Genomic DNA, 16,304 nt, shown 5'->3' with positions numbered 1-16,304 from the left:
AAAAATCTGAAGAGAGAACACTGGCATCTGCATCCCGATGATGTGATGAAAAAATCCGTTGGTCATTTTGGTTTCTTTCGCAAACAGATGGAGGCAGTGCTTTGGCGTGAAACTGCTCAATGGCTATTGAAAGATTTCTCTTCGGAGAAACGTGCAGCATGAATGCAGCGTTCGCGCATGGTTTTCAATCCGTTTACCGATAGCAATGCCGGTCAATAGTATAAGTATTGTTCAGGTGCATAAGCTTTTTTACTTTTAGTGTATGAAAAAGTTTATCATGCTTATTTTACTCTATTCGGTGGCACAAGTACTGCATGCCCAGAATGATGCGATTACAGCCGAAGGCAAAGTAACCGATTCACGAACAGGCAAAGGTATAAAAGCCAGTATTCGCTATAGCAGTATACCAACCGGCAGTATATTCGGCAGGTTTAATGACAGTACATTTTCATTTTCGATTTTCGGAACAGCCAAATATCAAATCACAGCATCGGCCGAAGGCTATAATCCCCGCACGGTAATTGTCGATCCGAAAGATATAGATGCCAACAAAAAAGTAGTGCGCGATGTAAGCCTTACACCAAAGGGACAAACCATTATTCTGAACCATCTGATCTTTGCACAGGGTAAAGCTGTTATCGATCCCAAGTCATACGCAGAGCTGGATGAAGTAGCACAAATGATGAAAGAGAACACGAAGATTGAAATTCAACTGGAAGGTCATACAGATAATGTGGGCAGTCCGAAAGCTAACCTCGAGTTGTCGCAGAACCGCGTGGATGCTGTCAAGAAATACCTGGTAGAAAAAGGTATATCGAAAGGCAGAATTCAAACCAAAGCTTTTGGAGGTTCACAACCATTAGCCAATGAGCTTACACCCGAAGCGCGTGCCAAGAACAGACGCGTAGAGTTACGCATTCTGAAAGATTAATTCCATTACAATTTTCTTAACTTCAGGGCGCCAGCAAGTATACTGCTGGCGCTTTTTTATTTATGGAAAAAGATTCTTCCTTTATACACGTGCCGTATCAACAGATGTATGATACGTTTCTGACAATACTGAACTCGCTGGGATTTACACCTGAACGTGCGGCTACCTGCGCAGGTATATTTGCTGATAACAGCTTGGAAGGTATATATACACATGGCGTAAACCGGTTTCCACGTTTTGTGTCCTATATTAAACAAGGGTATATAAAAATTGATCAACAGCCGGTAAAGAAAAGTGGTTTCGGATCGGTTGAACAATGGAATGGCAATCTTGGCCCCGGACCGTTGAATGCACTATATGCTTCAGATCGTTCAATGGAAATTGCACAACAGTATGGTATAGGATGCGTTGCCTTATCTAACACCAACCACTGGATGCGAGGCGGATATTATGGCTGGTATACTGCGCGAAAGGGATTTGTATTTATTGGATGGACCAATACGATAGCCAACATGCCAGTGTGGGGGGCTACGGATGCGCGCCTGGGAAATAATCCCCTGGTGATAGCTATACCATTTCATAATACTGCTATTGTGTTGGACATGGCAATGTCGCAATACTCGTATGGTGCGTTGGATCTATATAGCACCCGCGGACAAAAATTGCCGACTCCCGGTGGATACGATGAGAAGGGAAATCTTACGGATGATGCATCGGCTATTATGGAATCGCGTAGAGTATTGCCAATCGGTTATTGGAAAGGATCTGGTTTATCATTATTGCTGGATATACTCGCAGCCATTCTTTCAGGAGGTTTATCAACATCAGACATTACGAAGCAGGAAGCCGAGCATTCACTCTCGCAGGTATTTATTGTCATCGATCTTTCAAAGCTGGAAAATTTTCCGACACTGGCCAGTACATTAACAGGTATAATTGACGACTACCACCAGGCACAGCCGGCACCCGGTAAAGATATCCGTTACCCGGGCGAGCATGTTTTGAAAATAAGAGAAGCTAACCTGAAATCAGGGATACCAGTATCACAAAAAATATGGAATGAAATTCTCGCGCTTCGCTAAATATATATTAAGAGACCGATGGCTATAAACATGAGAAGGACCTTGCGTGCAGGGGTGGTGTTGCTGACGATAGGAGTGGCCATAGCAGGTTGCGTAGACGATGATCTGTCTGTAAAGACAGATATACACCAGGAATTACTAAAAGCAGTAAATGATTTACGAAGCACCGGTTGCCAGTGCGGTCAGGACTGGATACCTGCTGTGCAGCCCGTTACCTGGAATGATACCCTTGAACAAGTTGCGTACGATCATGCCTACGATATGTATACTAATAATTACTTCAGTCATCTTTCGCGAGACGGCACGCCCCCCATTACGCGAGCACTACAGGCGGGATACAGAGGTATATATGTAGGGGAGAATATGGCAAAAGGGTATAGCAATGTTCACGATGTAATGCAAGGTTGGATTGCCAGCGAGAGTCATTGCAAGAACCTGATGGATACTATATACCTGGAAGTTGGCGGAGCCAGAGTATCCGGTTATTGGGTGCTGGATTTCGGTCGTTCGGAGTGAAAACATCTATTCGAAATCGTTTGAAATAGAAGATTTATACCCACATTAAAGAGATTTTATACCCTTTCTGTTTTTATTCATCCAAGATTGGTAACAAAACCGACCCATCGATTTTTTTCATGGCCACTAGTTTTACGCAAACGTTTTAAAACAACCAAAGCCATGAAAAAAGTTTTAACATTACTCGTCATCTCAAGTATTGTTCTGGCCTGCCAGAACGAAGAAGTTCAACCATCTACGGGAGAAGTATTGGCCGCGTGGGGATCCAGTGCGCAGTATGCCACCTGGACCAACGGAGGGTATACACTCTATAATAACATCTGGGGTTCCGGAGCAGGACCTCAATCGATCTGGGCCAACTCCTATAGCAACTGGGGCGTATGGGCCAACCATCCGAACACAAGCGGTATAAAGTCGTACCCGAACTGTACTAAATATGTAGGGCGTACATTGAGCTCTCTAAGTTCATGCAGCAGTACAATTAGTGTAACAACCCCTTCAGGCGGAGCGTGGACTTCTGCCTATGATGTGTGGGATAGTGCCAAGCAACATGAAATTATGTTGTGGATGAACTATACCAGCAATGCTGATGGAAGCGGTAACATTAAGCCAATCTCCTATAACTGGAGTGCAGCGGGTAACCCTGTGCCGGTATATACCAACGTATCAGTAGGAGGAGCTACGTGGAATGTATTCCGTGGTAACAATGGAAGCAACAATGTATACTCTTTCCTGAGAACCACCAAAACAAACAACACCACAGTAAACATCAAAGCAATTATGGATTGGGTTAAAGCCCGCGGTTGGTTTGGAGACATCACGGTAGGCGATGTACAATTCGGTTATGAGATCACTTCTTCTAACGGAGGATTGAACTATGTGACCAACAGCTATTCTGTATCATTTAATTAGAAATTCTGAGTTCAAGGTTTAAGGTTCAATGTTTCAGGTTGAACCTTGAACCTTGAACTCTAAACTTTTTAAGGAAGGGTAATCATCTTCAGGCAAACCGGAGCAGGAACCTTAACAGGTTTGCCCACTTGCGCCAACATACCGGTTTTAGGATTGATCCTGAACATGACAATAGTATCAGAATCCTGGTGAGCTACGAATATATACTCTCCTTTAGAGTCGATCATGAAATTGCGCGGTGTACTTCCTCCGGTAGTTTGTTGTCCTACAAGTTTGATCTTTCCATCCGCTCCAACAGAAAATATACTGAGTCCGTTATAACCGCGATTAGACATATACAGGAATTTTCCCTTTGGATCTATATGTATATCCGCACTGGTATTTTTACCGGTAAATGTTTTTGGCAATGATAGAACAGAATCTTGTAGTATAGTGAGATCACCATTCTTCTTATCAACTTTAAACGTTGCTACGGTAGAGGTTAACTCTTCCGCTACGTACATATAGTTTCCGTTGGGATGAAACACAAAATGACGTGGGCCACAGCCTGGTTTTACAGATACTTCCTTTTGCCTCGAGTCATCCAGGGTTCCGTTTTTCAGGTTAAAATTATAGATGTATATTTTATCCGTACCAAGATCTGCCGCATAGAGAAAGTGATTGTCTGGAGAGATCAACGCGGAATGTAAATGAGAACTTTGCTGGCGCTCTGTATTTATACTGTTGCCTATATATTTTTTAGAGTCGGATGGGTTGCCCACGAGGCCATCTTCAAAAAGCGGAAGAACCACCAGGTTTCCTTCGTTGTAATTGGAAACAAATATATACTGGCCCGTTTTGTCAAAGCTGATGTGGCATGGATCAGCTCCGAAAGAAGAACGTGTATTTAAAGCCGTGAGCTTTCCTGTCTTGGCATCGAGCTGATATGCTGTTACCGAGCCTCCGGTTTCGTTCTCGCTCGCTTTACCACGATTAACAGAGTATAGAAACTTCCGGGTAGGATGTATACCTAAAAATGACGGACTTTCAAGGCCGGGTACATTTTGAACCGGTGTCAATGTCTTTTTAGCACGGTTAAAGGTATAGCTATAAATACCCTGACTGCCGCGCACACTGAATGTTCCGACATAGAGTATTTCCTTCTTGGGTTGTGCACAAATGAAAATATAGGAGAGGGAGAATAACGTCAGCAGCAGTAATCTTCGAGTCATGGATCAGGTAGTATATAGTAGGCCTGAAGGTAATGTAAATTCTCTAAACAGAAACCTCTTTGTGCTTATGTATACTTATTTTTTTAGAGTGTGCCAACGATGCGTACAACGCTCCGCTGGGCTTCATCATCCTGTTTTTGGTTTTGAGATCACACTCGTATAGGCCGAAGCGCATAGAAGGTCCCAAGTGCCACTCGAAATTATCCCACGTACTCCAGAAATAGTAGCCGCGTATATCTATACCATCTTTAATGGCGGTGTGAACGATCTCGGCATAATCCTGTATGGCCTGCAAGCGAAGGAAATCACTTTCATCACATACGCCATTCTCCGTTATGATGATGGGCTTTTTATACTTGTTCCAGTAACGATCGAGGCAGGTGCGTAATCCTTCCGGGTAATATTCCCAGATGTCGTCATGCTTGCGTCCCAGTTCCTTGATCTTGTGTGGCGTTTCCAGGTAGGTGATAGGCAGCGGGTCGTGTGGTATACGTCCGTAGTAACTCATGCCAAAGAAGTCTGCCTTTTCAAAGTGGCTTGGTACATATTCCATAAACCACCAGTCGCTCAGGCGTGCCGGAAACCAGCCGAGTATATTTTCGGCAGAGAATACCGTTGCATTATGTGATATACCAACAGGATGATCGGGAAATTTAGCTTTGATATAGTCGTATACTATATTATGCGCCTTGCCCATGTTTATAACAACTTTTCCTGCCGTTAACGGATTGATCTTGAAAGGAGGGAAGAAGCCGGTGATCCATCCATAGCTCGCATATACATTGGGCTCGTTGAAAGTATTCCAGTACGAAATATAGTGGCCATACTCATCAACTACTTTCTTGCAGAAGTCTACCCACAATGGAATGTTCTCTTCTTTTTCCCATCCGCCACGTTTGGCAAACCACAACGGATTGGTGAAATGGTGAAGCACCATCATGATATTTATACCGCGTGCCTTCAGTTGCTGCAGTAAAGAATGATAATGTTGTTGTGTTTCCGGATGAAAGTTACCGAGCGGTTCACGTTGAAGTTTACTCCACATTAAACTCATGCGATAATTAGGAGCGAGCCTGGCAATAATCGCTATATCTTCTTCAAGCCGCAGCTCATGATCCGTAGTCTGATCAAACAGAAAACCATCGCGCGACTTTATACCTTGCCAGTCGTGTTCGAAGGCAGTTTCTATCTGCGTAGCAGCTGTACTTGTACCAAAGAAAAAATGTTCCGGAAAAGTGAGTCTCATACTTAATTCCGCGTCAGCGCACTCTGTGACGTCTCCCATTCTTTCCAATACTTGCGCAGAAGTTTTATGTCTTCCTGCATGCATGGATAGAGTTCGTCACATTTAGGTACCGGGGGAAGTATACCTTTAGCAAGATGTATAGATGTTAATCCTCCCGTCCATTCAAAATGTCCGGGATCATAGGGAGTTCTCCAGCGACCTCCCCAGCGTAGTCCAAGTTTTTCTCCTTCAACTCCTATCTTTTTCCAAAGTGCTGTATCGTCCCATACCGCCACGGAGTCAACGATAGGTACGAGATCTACAGCAAGACCATATTGATGTTTGGAGCGCCCCGCACCGGAGCTGGTATATTTGCGCCCCATCGTTTTATATTCATTTTGCTTGGCATGTGTGCGGTAAGATTCAACTACCGCGAGATCTATACCTTTCGCTTTGCATGCTGCGATCAGTGTTTTGATCTGGTCGCGAAAGTAAGGATGCAGTGCATCCAGGTCAGTGATCATAGGCATAGCGCCACGATCTTTTCCAAAAGAAAAGTTCTCAACAAAATGCCATTGCTTCCAGCCGTTGATCGTATCGAACGAAATGATGGTTTCCTGAGTGGCTACGATAGCAGCAGAATCGATCTTAACAGGTTCTTCCACCGGTTCGCTATGAAAGAATTCGGCATGCTCGCGGCAATCAAATGGTGTAAATAGACCATCGAACTGTGCATGTGCTGCAACGTGTATGAGCAATAAAACAGGAAGTACGAGAGGCTTTAAAAGGTTGGACATTTCTTACAGCATCGTTAACGGCTGCAAATATAGAACATTTGCCTCATCATCGCTTTACGCGAAGGTTAAGAAATAGCAGCGAGCGTATGCGTTAATGGTTAACCGTTAATTGTTAATCGTAAGTAGAAAATGTTTTCTGACTTTTCCGTCTTCCGTACTTTATAACTTCAAACATTCGTTAATCGGTGTTCCCTGTTCGATATTCAAATTTGAGTAAGCCCCGTTTTCAAGGGGCAGAGAAATTTTTCCTTTTTGGTGTCAGTTGGAAACAACAGCAAAAAAGAAAGGCTGCTCTTTTCAGAACAGCCTTCTTCATTTGCGCTATGGAATTTCAAATTAATTTACCGCATTGTCTTTGGCGAGTTCTTCCATCAGAGTCTGATACTTTGTTTTCAAAGTTTCGTCACTGCTGATTGCTTTCTTCACTTTGTTGAATGCCGCAGCCCCAACGTAGTCTTTCGCTAAAAGCTGGTACGTTTCCTTGATCTTGGCCGTACCGGCATCTTTCTTCGCGATTACTTCTTTCACGAAGCTGATTTCATCCGGAGTAGCATTTGCTTCCAGTAATTTTCCCTCGTCACCGATGATCTTGAACAACTCATTGTAACGCGCTGCTGTTACATTCTGGTTGGTCGTTACCATCTGCTTGATCTGTCCTGACAGAACCGCTTGCATTTCATTTACAGAATCCATGGCAATCGCATACTTTTTCAACTCCTCATCCGTCACTGCCGCAGCATCCTGCGCGAACAATTTTGCAGAAAAAAGCGCCATGAAAAACACCAGGCTAAAAAACTTCAACTTCATAAGAATGGCTTTTTTAGGTAAAACTTCATTTGTTACAAAACGCATAATAGCAAACAAGCCATTTTAAAAGTTGCTTGTTTACTGTTAGCGGTAAAAAATCTGTTTTAGTGGAGCTGTGGTTCGATGAACGAAGAAAGCCGCCCACGGATTTTCCGAGGCGGCTCTTGCCAATCCCTACTGTTTGATAAAGCCAAGCAAGGACTTTTTCAGGCGTGCAGTTTTACTCTGGGCGCGCCCTCCAGTATTTCTTCATTGGCGTGTGCAGCAAACTTTTCAAAGTTCTTTAAGAAAGCCTCTGCTAAAAATTGTGCTTTATGGTCGTACTCTTCCTGGTCGTTCCAGGTATTTCGCGGATTCAGAATTTCCGAAGGTACATCGGGGCAAGCCGTTGGTATAGCTATACCGAATAGCTCGTGTTGATTAAAGATAACGGAATTAAGTGCTCCGGTCAATGCAGCCGTGATTAATGCACGGGTATATTTCAAACTCATCCGCTTACCTATACCGTACGGTCCGCCAGACCATCCTGTGTTAACAAGCCATACATTTACTCCGGCTTCTTTCATTTTTCTGCTCAACATTTCCGCATAGGCCGTTGGATGTAGCGGCATGAAAGGCGCACCAAAGCAAGCCGAAAATGTCATAGTAGGTTCTGTCACATCTGCTTCTGTGCCGGCCACTTTTGCTGTATAACCCGAGATGAAATGAAAGGCCGCCTGGCCGGGTGTGAGCTTGGCAATAGGAGGAAGTACGCCATATGCATCGCAGGTAAGGAAGAATATATTTTTAGGATTACGACCCAGTGAAGGTACGGTGATATGTTCAATGAAATCGATCGGGTAGCTCACGCGTGTATTCTCCGTACGAGAGCAATCAGCAAAGTCAACTTCGTTTGTATCGGGTTTGCAAACTATATTTTCCAGCAACGCTCCGGGTTTGATAGCGTGGAAGATCTCAGGCTCTTTTTCTTCTGAAAGGTTGATCGTCTTAGCATAGCATCCACCTTCAAAGTTGAAGATCACATTGTCTGCCGTCCATCCATGTTCATCATCGCCAATCAGTTTTCGATTCGGATCCGCTGACAGTGTTGTTTTACCTGTGCCGGATAATCCAAAGAATATAGCAGTGTCTCCTTTTTCGCCAACATTGGCAGAACAGTGCATGGAGAGTACATTCTTTTGATGCGGCAGTATAAAATTCAGCGCAGTAAAAATTCCTTTCTTGATCTCGCCTGTATAGCCGCTGCCACCGATGAGTATAATTTTACGGGTGAAGTCGATGATTGAAAAGTTATGCTGACGGGTTCCATCTTCTGCAGGGTTTGCAAAAAATCCGGGAGCATTCAACACCAGCCACTCCGGTTCAAACTGTTTCAGTTCTTCTTCTGATGGACGAATGAACATGTTGTAGACAAACAGGTTCGACCATGCATACTCGTTGACCACACGAATACCCATACGATATCGCGGATCGGCACACGCATATACATCGCGTACGAAGAACTCTTTTTCATTAAAATACTGCAGCATCTTTCGATAGAGCTGATCGAACTTGGCAGCATCAAAAGGTATATTGAAATTATTCCACCAGACGGTCTTTTCAGTGATAGAGTCCTTCACGGTGAATTTGTCTTTGGGCGATCTGCCTGTAAATTCTCCTGTATCAACTGCAATGGCTCCGGATTTTGTGATCTTTGCCTGACCGCGTTCAAGCGCCATCATCGTAAGTTGTTCAGGAGGGAGATTCCAGTAGACTTTCCCTTCGGGAATACCGAGGGCTTCGATCCCGGATAAGCGGGACCTGATTCCGAATTCAAGCATTGTCAAATTGGGTTAATGAGTTTTGCAAAGTTATGGCAATTTCAAGCCACTTCAATCGTTTGCAATTTTATTTTGTTTCCGGTTGCGAGGAACAAACAGTATTTGCGAAAATGGATTTATCGGCCTACTTTGAAGCCGGTTTAAAGAACCGCAAGCAGTATTTTATTTTACCTATCTGACCTATTTGTTTTAATGAATTCTGGAAAAACATTTTTCGGCCATCCGCGTGGATTGGCTACTTTATTTTTTACGGAGATGTGGGAGCGCTTCAGCTACTATGGTATGCGGGCGCTTTTGCTGCTATATATGGTGGCACCTCCGGAACGCGGAGGCATGGGCTTCGATGATCGCACAGGTGGTGCTGTATATGGTTTATATACCATGTTTGTATACCTGCTGGCATTACCGGGTGGATGGCTCGCAGATAAATTCTTCGGTCTTCGTAAATCTATTTTTTATGGCGGATGCATCATCGCTCTTGGCCATATATGCCTGGCACTTCCTTCTGATGAAACATTCTTTATAGGATTGCTACTGATCGTGATCGGCACGGGTTTACTCAAACCGAACATCAGCAGTATGGTGGGCGAAATATACCCTGCCGATGAACAGGTAAAACGCGATGCCGGCTTCTCTATATTCTTTATGGGTATAAATTCAGGAGCGCTGATCTCTCCAATCATTGTTGGTTATCTCGGTGAAAATGTAAACTGGCATTATGGATTTGCAGCAGCCGGTGTAGGAATGATCTGCGGATTGATCCAGTATAAAGCGACTGAAAATTATTTAGGAACAGCAGGGCTTGAACCAACACGGCTGGCAGATCCATTGAGACAGAAAGCCCGCGAGAATACCATTCGTACAGGACTGTTTATTATTTCTGCTTTGTTGATTGGTTTTGTTGCGTTATTACTCACACGAACCATTACCATCAATCCGGTTGTATTTGCCGGAGCCTCCGGACTAGTGATTGGCATAGCGGTAATACTATATTTCATTTATGTATTCCTCTTTGAAAAACTGGAAGGTGATGAGAAGAAAAAAGTCTTCGCCATATTCCTGATGTTTTTGATCACTACCATGTTCTATACCGGTTATGAGGGACAAGGATCGTCACTCAATCTTTTTGCAGACCGATATACTGATCGTGACTTGGGTGGTTTTATTATGCCGGCAAGCTGGCTGCAATCAGCACCTCCATTCTTTGTGATATTATTTGTACCTGTATTTACATGGTTGTGGTCAATACTTGCCAAACGAAAACTCAACCCGATCACACCGGTAAAACTTGCTTTGGGGCTTATCTTCATGGGCATTGGTTATCTTATTATGATCGGTGCGTCTGAAATAGTTTTCAGAGGAGAAAAGCCATTACCAACCTGGCTGGTGATGACCTATATGCTGCACACTTTTGGTGAAATATGTTTATACCCGATAGGACTAAGTGGTGTAACAAAACTTTCTCCGAAGCGATTGGTAGGACAAATGATGGGTGTATTCTTTATGGCACTCGCGCTCGGAAATCTTTTTGCCGGACTATATGCCGGTGAATTTAATGATGAAGCAATCACTAAAAATCCGGAGCTGCTTACAGAGCTCTTTGGCTTTATCGTAAAGATCATGTTTATAGCAGGCGCTATTGTGCTGGTGTTCAGTAAGCCAATTCGAAAACTCATGGGTAATATTCAATAAACAACATCGCGTACCTCATTAACCACTATGGAAGTAAAATCCTTTAAACCGTATGTAGCTCCTGAGCAGAAGATTCCGGAGTTCACTGTTAAATCTATACTGTTCGGTTCGTTGTTCGGTATACTGTTCGGTTCCTCTACAGTATATCTCGCACTCAAAGCCGGACTTACTGTTACGGCATCCATCCCTATAGCTGTTATAGCGATTACCCTGGGCAGAAAATTTCTGAAGACAACGATACTTGAGAATAACATCATACAAACCACCGGTTCTGCCGGTGAGAGTATAGCAGCTGGTGTTGTATTTACATTACCCGGATTTTTATTTCTCTCTCCGGGCGAGAATGGCATAAGCATGGGCGAGAGTTACTTCGATTACCTTACTATACTTATTCTGGCTTCATTCGGAGGTATGCTGGGTACGTTGATGATGATACCGCTGCGCAGATCACTCATTGTGAAAGAACACGGCACATTGCCATACCCGGAAGGTACAGCATGTGCTTCGGTACTACAGGCCGGTGAGAAGGGTGGTGTGTTCGCTCAAACTGCATTTGCAGGTATGGCCGTTGCATTGGTATATGCACTGCTACAAAAAGTATTTCATGTTATAGCAGAGATACCGGCAGTAGTTACGAGTCAGGTGAATAAATACTGGCCATCGGCAGCAACCCGTGCAGAGATAACGCCTGAATATTTAGGTGTTGGGTATATTATTGGTCCGCGTATATCCGGTGTGTTGGTGGCAGGTTCAGTGCTTGCGTGGTGGGCGATGATTCCGTTGCTGAGTACGTTGGTAGCACCGGATACTATAGCACTTCAACTTGTCAAGCTTGGTAACCTGGCTAATTTGAGTACAGCCGGAGGCTACGGTAACTGGGATCCTCAAACACATACATTTGGTAACTATGCCGATGCGATCTATCGCGCCTATATTCGTCAGATCGGTGCAGGTGCAGTGGCAGCCGGAGGTTTTATTACCTTGATCAAGACTATACCAACTATTGTCAGCTCATTCCGCGAAAGTATAGGCTCATTGAAAGATAAAAATCAGGGAAGTGTATTGCGCACAGAAGATGATCTCTCTTTCAAGTTCGTGATCATCGGAAGTATAGCATTGGTGCTGCTCACCGCTTTACTGCCGAGTTCAATCATTCCCGGAGATAACATTCTGCAAAAACTTTTCATTGGTGTTCTTATCGTATTGTTCGGATTTTTCTTTGTTACCGTGTCCAGCCGTATCGTTGGTTTGGTGGGTACGAGTAACAATCCTATATCGGGTATGACGATCGCTACGTTGATGGGAACGTGTTTGATCTTTACCAGTATCGGCTGGTCAGGTAAAGTTTACGAACCACTGGCGTTGGTTGTAGGCGGTATGATCTGTATTGCAGCTTCAAATGCCGGTGGAACCTCGCAGGATTTAAAGGCCGGCTATATTGTTGGTGCAACGCCCAGGCTACAGCAAATGGCACTTTTTATAGGAGCCATTGTTTCGTCTGTCGCCATTGGTGTTATTGTGCAGATACTGGATACACCTACACCCGAAATGGTAAAGCAAGGCATTACCCACGCTATCGGCAGCGATCTATACCCTGCACCTCAGGCTACGCTTATGGCAACACTGGCACGCGGTATACTTTCCTTTAACCTCGACTGGCAATTTGTAATGGTGGGTGTATTTATAGCCGTAACGATGGAGCTGTGCGGTATTAAAGCACTGGCTTTTGCTATAGGACTATATTTACCATTATCAACTACACTTCCCATCTTTGCCGGTGGCGCTGTGAAAGGCTATGTAGACTGGCGAGCAGAACGCAAAGGTGAAAAGGTACAGGATGATGAATTGGGACGAGGCAGTTTGTTTGCCACAGGCCTGATTGCCGGTGGTGCGCTAACCGGTGTAATTGTAGCTATACTGGCGGTGGTTTTACCGGGATTGATGGATGCCTTTAATGTGGAACACGGATTGACCGAAAGTCTGGGTACAGCCGGATATCATATCATGGGCACATTGTTCTTCGCAGCCATGATGCTGATGCTATACCGCCTCGCGGTTAAGAAATAAAAGGAAGAAGTATACTTCGCTATAAATCAAACGAGGGTGCTCTGATCAAGAGCACCCTCGTTTTGTTTTGAAAGTATATATATCAGCTTACCAACTCTATGCGATGCAAAACCTTATTTGAGGTTTTGCTGATCAGCAAGATATGTTTCATAGGAGCTTTATAGCATTCGTATATATCAAAATCGTTCGGGTTCACATCCCAGAAATAAGAAGCGGCTTCGTATTCTGTATCCGAGATGCGTTGGCGTATTATCGCTAAATCTTTTATGGGGATTTGATAACACGTTGTATCCGCGCGCATCACGTATTTGGGAAATGGGAGGGATGCAACAGCACGGAGTACGTCTTGTCGGTTGGCCTGGTATTCAAAATAGCTGGCGTATGCACCATTGCTATATTTTACTCGTATACCTTCGGAGTCGCTTGGCCGCAGTATATTCAGTGCGTTGGGAGACAGACTATCTTTTAGTGAAGCATGTAATACCATCGGTGGTGCTTCATCCCACGAGTATCCATCATTTGCAACATGCGATGGTTTCTGACAAGCTGCCAGTGATAGAATTACCAGCAGGGGTACCGTTAGAAGTCCTTTGGCCGGAAATTCTTTAGCGCGATACATCAATCAGTTGTTTGAGTGTTTCCAATGCTTTGGTTTCGGATTGCTCTACCTTTCCGTCAGCCCGGATAATTTCCTGCATGGCATCGATCAGGTTGCTCTGCTGCAATTGCTGCTCCTGCCCGAAGTGTTGAACGGTTTTGTGAAACAGGTCGTTCAGTTTCTCTTTGTCAAACGAATTATACTCGCGGATGGCAGAATATAGCTTGCGTTCAATGTCAGTACCAGCCGGATAGAGCCCAGCCATTTTTCCTTTAATAGCAGCAAGTTCCGCAGGGTCGTAACTGTTATCCGCTTGCGACAAGTGCACATACAGGAACACAACGAAGTCTGGGAAGGATGAGTGGATGATCATGGTCAAAGTCTTTTGCAACTAAGGTATACATTCTTCGGTTTATCGTGCAAGGTATTATACTTCGATATTCAATATGACTGCTGGCTTCAAGCCACTGGCGGCTGGATGTGTGAGTTTGGGGGTAGTAGTGTGTCTTTTATACTTCATCATTCGTTGATCGGTGTTCCTTGTTCGATATTCAAATGCAGAAAATCTCCCACAGAATTCACGGATTTGCACAGAATAAAAAAACAACTTTGTTTCTCGCAGATTGACGCAGAAGATAAAAAGCAGAAAGAGTAAAGCTTAAAGTGAAAAGCGGGTATACTCCACTTCATCATTCATTGATCGGTGTTCCTTGTTCGATATTCTGTGACCGTTAATAGTTGAAGACTGACAACGCATAACGTGTAACGACTAACGGTCACCCCATAAAAAAAGCCCCGCATTATGCAGGGCTTTTTTTGAGTGATAGCCTATCGACTTAGATCAGCTACCAGATTTTCTTCCGGTTCGTAGGCTGGCTCTACCGTACGTTTAGCTTGACTGATAGTCAGAGGCGAAATCATATCGGTAATTTTCAAAATGATTCCTGTACCAATGAAAGTAAAGGCTACTACAATTGCCAACGCCTTCATGTGTACTATAAATAATGTTGTATCGCCAAAGAACAAACCGTTACCTGTTGTGTTGGCAGCGTTTACAGAAGTGTGAGCCAGTAAACCAGTCATCACCATACCTACTGCACCACCTACACCGTGGCAAGGGAATACATCCAGCGTATCTTCCAGGGAAGTCTTGGTCGTTTTCCAATGTACCATCACATTGCTGATAAGACTGGCGAAGGTACCAATGAACAAGCTTGATGGTATTGTTACAAAGCCGGCAGCCGGTGTAATGGCAACAAGACCTACAACAGCACCAATACAGAATCCAAGAGCAGAAGGTTTTTTACCACGTACCGAATCAAACAAGATCCAGGCAAGACCAGCCGCAGCAGATGCTGTATTGGTTGTTGCAAAAGCAGAAGCTGCAAGCGCATTAGCGCTCAATGCACTGCCGGCATTGAAACCGAACCATCCGAACCACAGTAGACCAGTGCCGAGTAATACGAAAGGTATATTAGCCGGAGCGATGTGTTTCTTTTCTTCGTTGCTCTTCAGAAATATAGAAGCAACCAGTGCTGCTATACCTGCCGACATGTGCACTACTGTACCACCGGCAAAATCCAATACACCCATTTTAAAGAGGAAGCCATCCGGGTGCCACGTCCAGTGAGCAAGTGGTGCATAAATGAAAAGTGAGAATAAAACGAGGAAGATGATATATGACTTGAAGCGAACGCGCTCAGCAAATGTACCCGTGATCAACGCAGGTGTAATGATCGCGAACTTCAACTGGAAGAAAGCAAACAGTACCAATGGTATAGTAGGAGCGAGTCCCCACGGTTTGCCATCCAATACATTCTGAAACATGAGGAACGTTCTTGGATCACCAATGATACCGCCAATCGAATGACCGAATGCAAGGCTGAAGCCTACTACGATCCAGAGTACACCAATAACACCCATCGCGATAAAGCTTTGGAACATGGTGTAAGTGATGTTCTTCATGTCGATCATACCTCCATAAAAAAAGGCAAGACCGGGAGTCATGAGCAGCACCAGGGCAGAGGCAGCCAGCATCCAGGCGATGTCGCCACCATTAAGTCCTTCGGTTACAATCTGTTTGGGGAGGGCCGGCATAAAAACTGCCAGCACGCTGACGCCAATGAGCAGCAGCAAAAAGATTAAAGATTTCTTCATAAGGCGGTAAAATTCTGGTTGTTGTTCTTCAAAAATCGATAATTTTTTGAAAACTACCCTTTAATTGTATCCCTGTTTGAAATAAAAATGACAGAAAACGTTTTAGGTCGTTTTAATTTTACCCTAGATCAGCCCAAAAGGCTGTCGTTTTTGAAAATTTGTTAACCTAAAATGTGCAGGCTTCTTCTTCCAAAAGAGCATCCGGGTTCAGCCAGGAGCTATCGACTTTTCTACTATTTTCGCGCCCATGTTTAAGACGTATAAAGATGTATTGAACTATCTCTACGCAAACCTCCCGATGTTTCAGCGTATGGGAGCGGTTGCCTACCGAAGCGATCTGACCAACACCATCGCTTTGTGTGAAGCACTGGGTAATCCGCAGCATACATTCAAGTCGATTCATGTAGCTGGTACAAATGGTAAAGGAAGTACCTCGCACATGATGGCTTCTATACTTCAATCGGCTGGCTATCGAACCGGATTATATAC

The 16,304-nt window shown here is 44.2% G+C and carries 14 protein-coding genes and 1 pseudogene; 7 read left to right on the top strand and 8 right to left on the bottom strand.

Annotated features, from left to right (window positions below; all coding sequences use genetic code 11):
- Positions 1–262 precede the first annotated feature (262 nt).
- The 4 genes from VIN08_RS25265 to VIN08_RS25250 all read left to right on the top strand — a co-directional run bounded on the left by VIN08_RS25265 (position 263) and on the right by VIN08_RS25250 (position 3,441).
- Positions 263–931: an OmpA family protein gene (locus VIN08_RS25265; RefSeq protein WP_331971566.1), complete on the top strand. Its 669-nt coding sequence runs from the start codon at positions 263–265 to the stop codon at positions 929–931.
- Between the two features lie 62 nt (positions 932–993).
- Complete coding sequence (gene yiaK, locus VIN08_RS25260; RefSeq protein ID WP_331971563.1) at positions 994–2,013, top strand: 3-dehydro-L-gulonate 2-dehydrogenase; 1,020 nt, start codon at positions 994–996, stop codon at positions 2,011–2,013.
- Between the two features lie 30 nt (positions 2,014–2,043).
- A complete protein-coding gene (locus VIN08_RS25255) occupies positions 2,044–2,529 on the top strand; it encodes a CAP domain-containing protein (protein WP_331971560.1) in 486 nt (161 codons plus the stop codon).
- A 162-nt stretch (positions 2,530–2,691) separates the two neighbouring features.
- A complete protein-coding gene (locus tag VIN08_RS25250; protein ID WP_331971558.1) occupies positions 2,692–3,441 on the top strand; it encodes a GH12 family glycosyl hydrolase domain-containing protein in 750 nt (249 codons plus the stop codon).
- Between the two features lie 68 nt (positions 3,442–3,509).
- On the opposite strand, the gene VIN08_RS25245 is transcribed toward VIN08_RS25250, so the two are convergent.
- The 5 genes from VIN08_RS25245 to pckA all read right to left on the bottom strand — a co-directional run bounded on the left by VIN08_RS25245 (position 3,510) and on the right by pckA (position 9,301).
- Positions 3,510–4,652, bottom strand: coding sequence for a lactonase family protein (locus VIN08_RS25245; protein ID WP_331971555.1), 1,143 nt, complete (start codon positions 4,650–4,652; stop codon positions 3,510–3,512).
- 43 nt (positions 4,653–4,695) lie between these two features.
- Complete coding sequence (locus VIN08_RS25240) at positions 4,696–5,898, bottom strand: glycoside hydrolase family 1 protein (protein WP_331971552.1); 1,203 nt, start codon at positions 5,896–5,898, stop codon at positions 4,696–4,698.
- A gap of 2 nt (positions 5,899–5,900) precedes the next feature.
- Positions 5,901–6,674, bottom strand: coding sequence for a M15 family metallopeptidase (locus tag VIN08_RS25235; protein ID WP_331971549.1), 774 nt, complete (start codon positions 6,672–6,674; stop codon positions 5,901–5,903).
- Between the two features lie 336 nt (positions 6,675–7,010).
- A complete protein-coding gene (locus VIN08_RS25230; RefSeq protein ID WP_331971546.1) occupies positions 7,011–7,481 on the bottom strand; it encodes a hypothetical protein in 471 nt (156 codons plus the stop codon).
- A gap of 206 nt (positions 7,482–7,687) precedes the next feature.
- Positions 7,688–9,301, bottom strand: a complete 1,614-nt coding sequence (gene pckA, locus VIN08_RS25225) for a phosphoenolpyruvate carboxykinase (ATP) (protein WP_331971543.1) — start codon at positions 9,299–9,301, stop codon at positions 7,688–7,690.
- Positions 9,302–9,493: 192 nt separating this feature from the next.
- Here pckA and VIN08_RS25220 point away from each other — a divergent pair, with 192 nt between their 5' ends.
- Positions 9,494–10,993 (top strand): oligopeptide:H+ symporter, encoded by a 1,500-nt coding sequence (locus tag VIN08_RS25220; RefSeq protein WP_331971540.1) that lies wholly within the window; start codon positions 9,494–9,496, stop codon positions 10,991–10,993.
- A gap of 27 nt (positions 10,994–11,020) precedes the next feature.
- Complete coding sequence (locus tag VIN08_RS25215; protein WP_331971537.1) at positions 11,021–13,060, top strand: OPT family oligopeptide transporter; 2,040 nt, start codon at positions 11,021–11,023, stop codon at positions 13,058–13,060.
- 82 nt (positions 13,061–13,142) lie between these two features.
- Here VIN08_RS25215 and VIN08_RS25210 read toward each other — a convergent pair whose 3' ends face one another.
- The 3 genes from VIN08_RS25210 to VIN08_RS25200 form a co-directional block, all read right to left on the bottom strand.
- A complete protein-coding gene (locus tag VIN08_RS25210) occupies positions 13,143–13,679 on the bottom strand; it encodes a hypothetical protein (protein WP_331971534.1) in 537 nt (178 codons plus the stop codon).
- A complete protein-coding gene (locus VIN08_RS25205; protein ID WP_331971531.1) occupies positions 13,666–14,031 on the bottom strand; it encodes a TerB family tellurite resistance protein in 366 nt (121 codons plus the stop codon). The genes VIN08_RS25210 and VIN08_RS25205 overlap by 14 nt, the downstream gene beginning before the upstream one ends.
- Positions 14,032–14,486: 455 nt before the next feature.
- Positions 14,487–15,815 (bottom strand): ammonium transporter, encoded by a 1,329-nt coding sequence (locus VIN08_RS25200; protein WP_331971528.1) that lies wholly within the window; start codon positions 15,813–15,815, stop codon positions 14,487–14,489.
- Between the two features lie 247 nt (positions 15,816–16,062).
- Between VIN08_RS25200 and VIN08_RS25195 the strand changes: the two are divergent.
- Positions 16,063–16,304: pseudogene (locus VIN08_RS25195) on the top strand (bifunctional folylpolyglutamate synthase/dihydrofolate synthase); the annotation flags it as partial.

This window comes from Ohtaekwangia sp. (assembly GCF_036568665.1).
Taxonomy (GTDB): Bacteria; Bacteroidota; Bacteroidia; order Cytophagales; family Cyclobacteriaceae; genus Ohtaekwangia.
This window is presented reverse-complemented; position numbering and strand designations above follow the sequence as displayed.

Bases quoted from the DNA above. Each gene is read 5' to 3' on its own strand.
- VIN08_RS25250 (WP_331971558.1), top strand. From the start codon at position 2,692: ATGAAAAAAGTTTTAACATTACTCGTCATCTCAAGTATTGTTCTGGCC.
- VIN08_RS25245 (WP_331971555.1), bottom strand. From the start codon at position 4,652: ATGACTCGAAGATTACTGCTGCTGACGTTATTCTCCCTCTCCTATATT.
- yiaK (WP_331971563.1), top strand. From the start codon at position 994: ATGGAAAAAGATTCTTCCTTTATACACGTGCCGTATCAACAGATGTAT.
- VIN08_RS25240 (WP_331971552.1), bottom strand. From the start codon at position 5,898: ATGAGACTCACTTTTCCGGAACATTTTTTCTTTGGTACAAGTACAGCT.
- VIN08_RS25210 (WP_331971534.1), bottom strand. From the start codon at position 13,679: ATGTATCGCGCTAAAGAATTTCCGGCCAAAGGACTTCTAACGGTACCC.
- VIN08_RS25205 (WP_331971531.1), bottom strand. From the start codon at position 14,031: ATGATCATCCACTCATCCTTCCCAGACTTCGTTGTGTTCCTGTATGTG.
- VIN08_RS25200 (WP_331971528.1), bottom strand. From the start codon at position 15,815: ATGAAGAAATCTTTAATCTTTTTGCTGCTGCTCATTGGCGTCAGCGTG.
- VIN08_RS25255 (WP_331971560.1), top strand. From the start codon at position 2,044: ATGAGAAGGACCTTGCGTGCAGGGGTGGTGTTGCTGACGATAGGAGTG.
- VIN08_RS25220 (WP_331971540.1), top strand. From the start codon at position 9,494: ATGAATTCTGGAAAAACATTTTTCGGCCATCCGCGTGGATTGGCTACT.
- VIN08_RS25215 (WP_331971537.1), top strand. From the start codon at position 11,021: ATGGAAGTAAAATCCTTTAAACCGTATGTAGCTCCTGAGCAGAAGATT.
- pckA (WP_331971543.1), bottom strand. From the start codon at position 9,301: ATGCTTGAATTCGGAATCAGGTCCCGCTTATCCGGGATCGAAGCCCTC.
- VIN08_RS25230 (WP_331971546.1), bottom strand. From the start codon at position 7,481: ATGAAGTTGAAGTTTTTTAGCCTGGTGTTTTTCATGGCGCTTTTTTCT.
- VIN08_RS25235 (WP_331971549.1), bottom strand. From the start codon at position 6,674: ATGTCCAACCTTTTAAAGCCTCTCGTACTTCCTGTTTTATTGCTCATA.
- VIN08_RS25265 (WP_331971566.1), top strand. From the start codon at position 263: ATGAAAAAGTTTATCATGCTTATTTTACTCTATTCGGTGGCACAAGTA.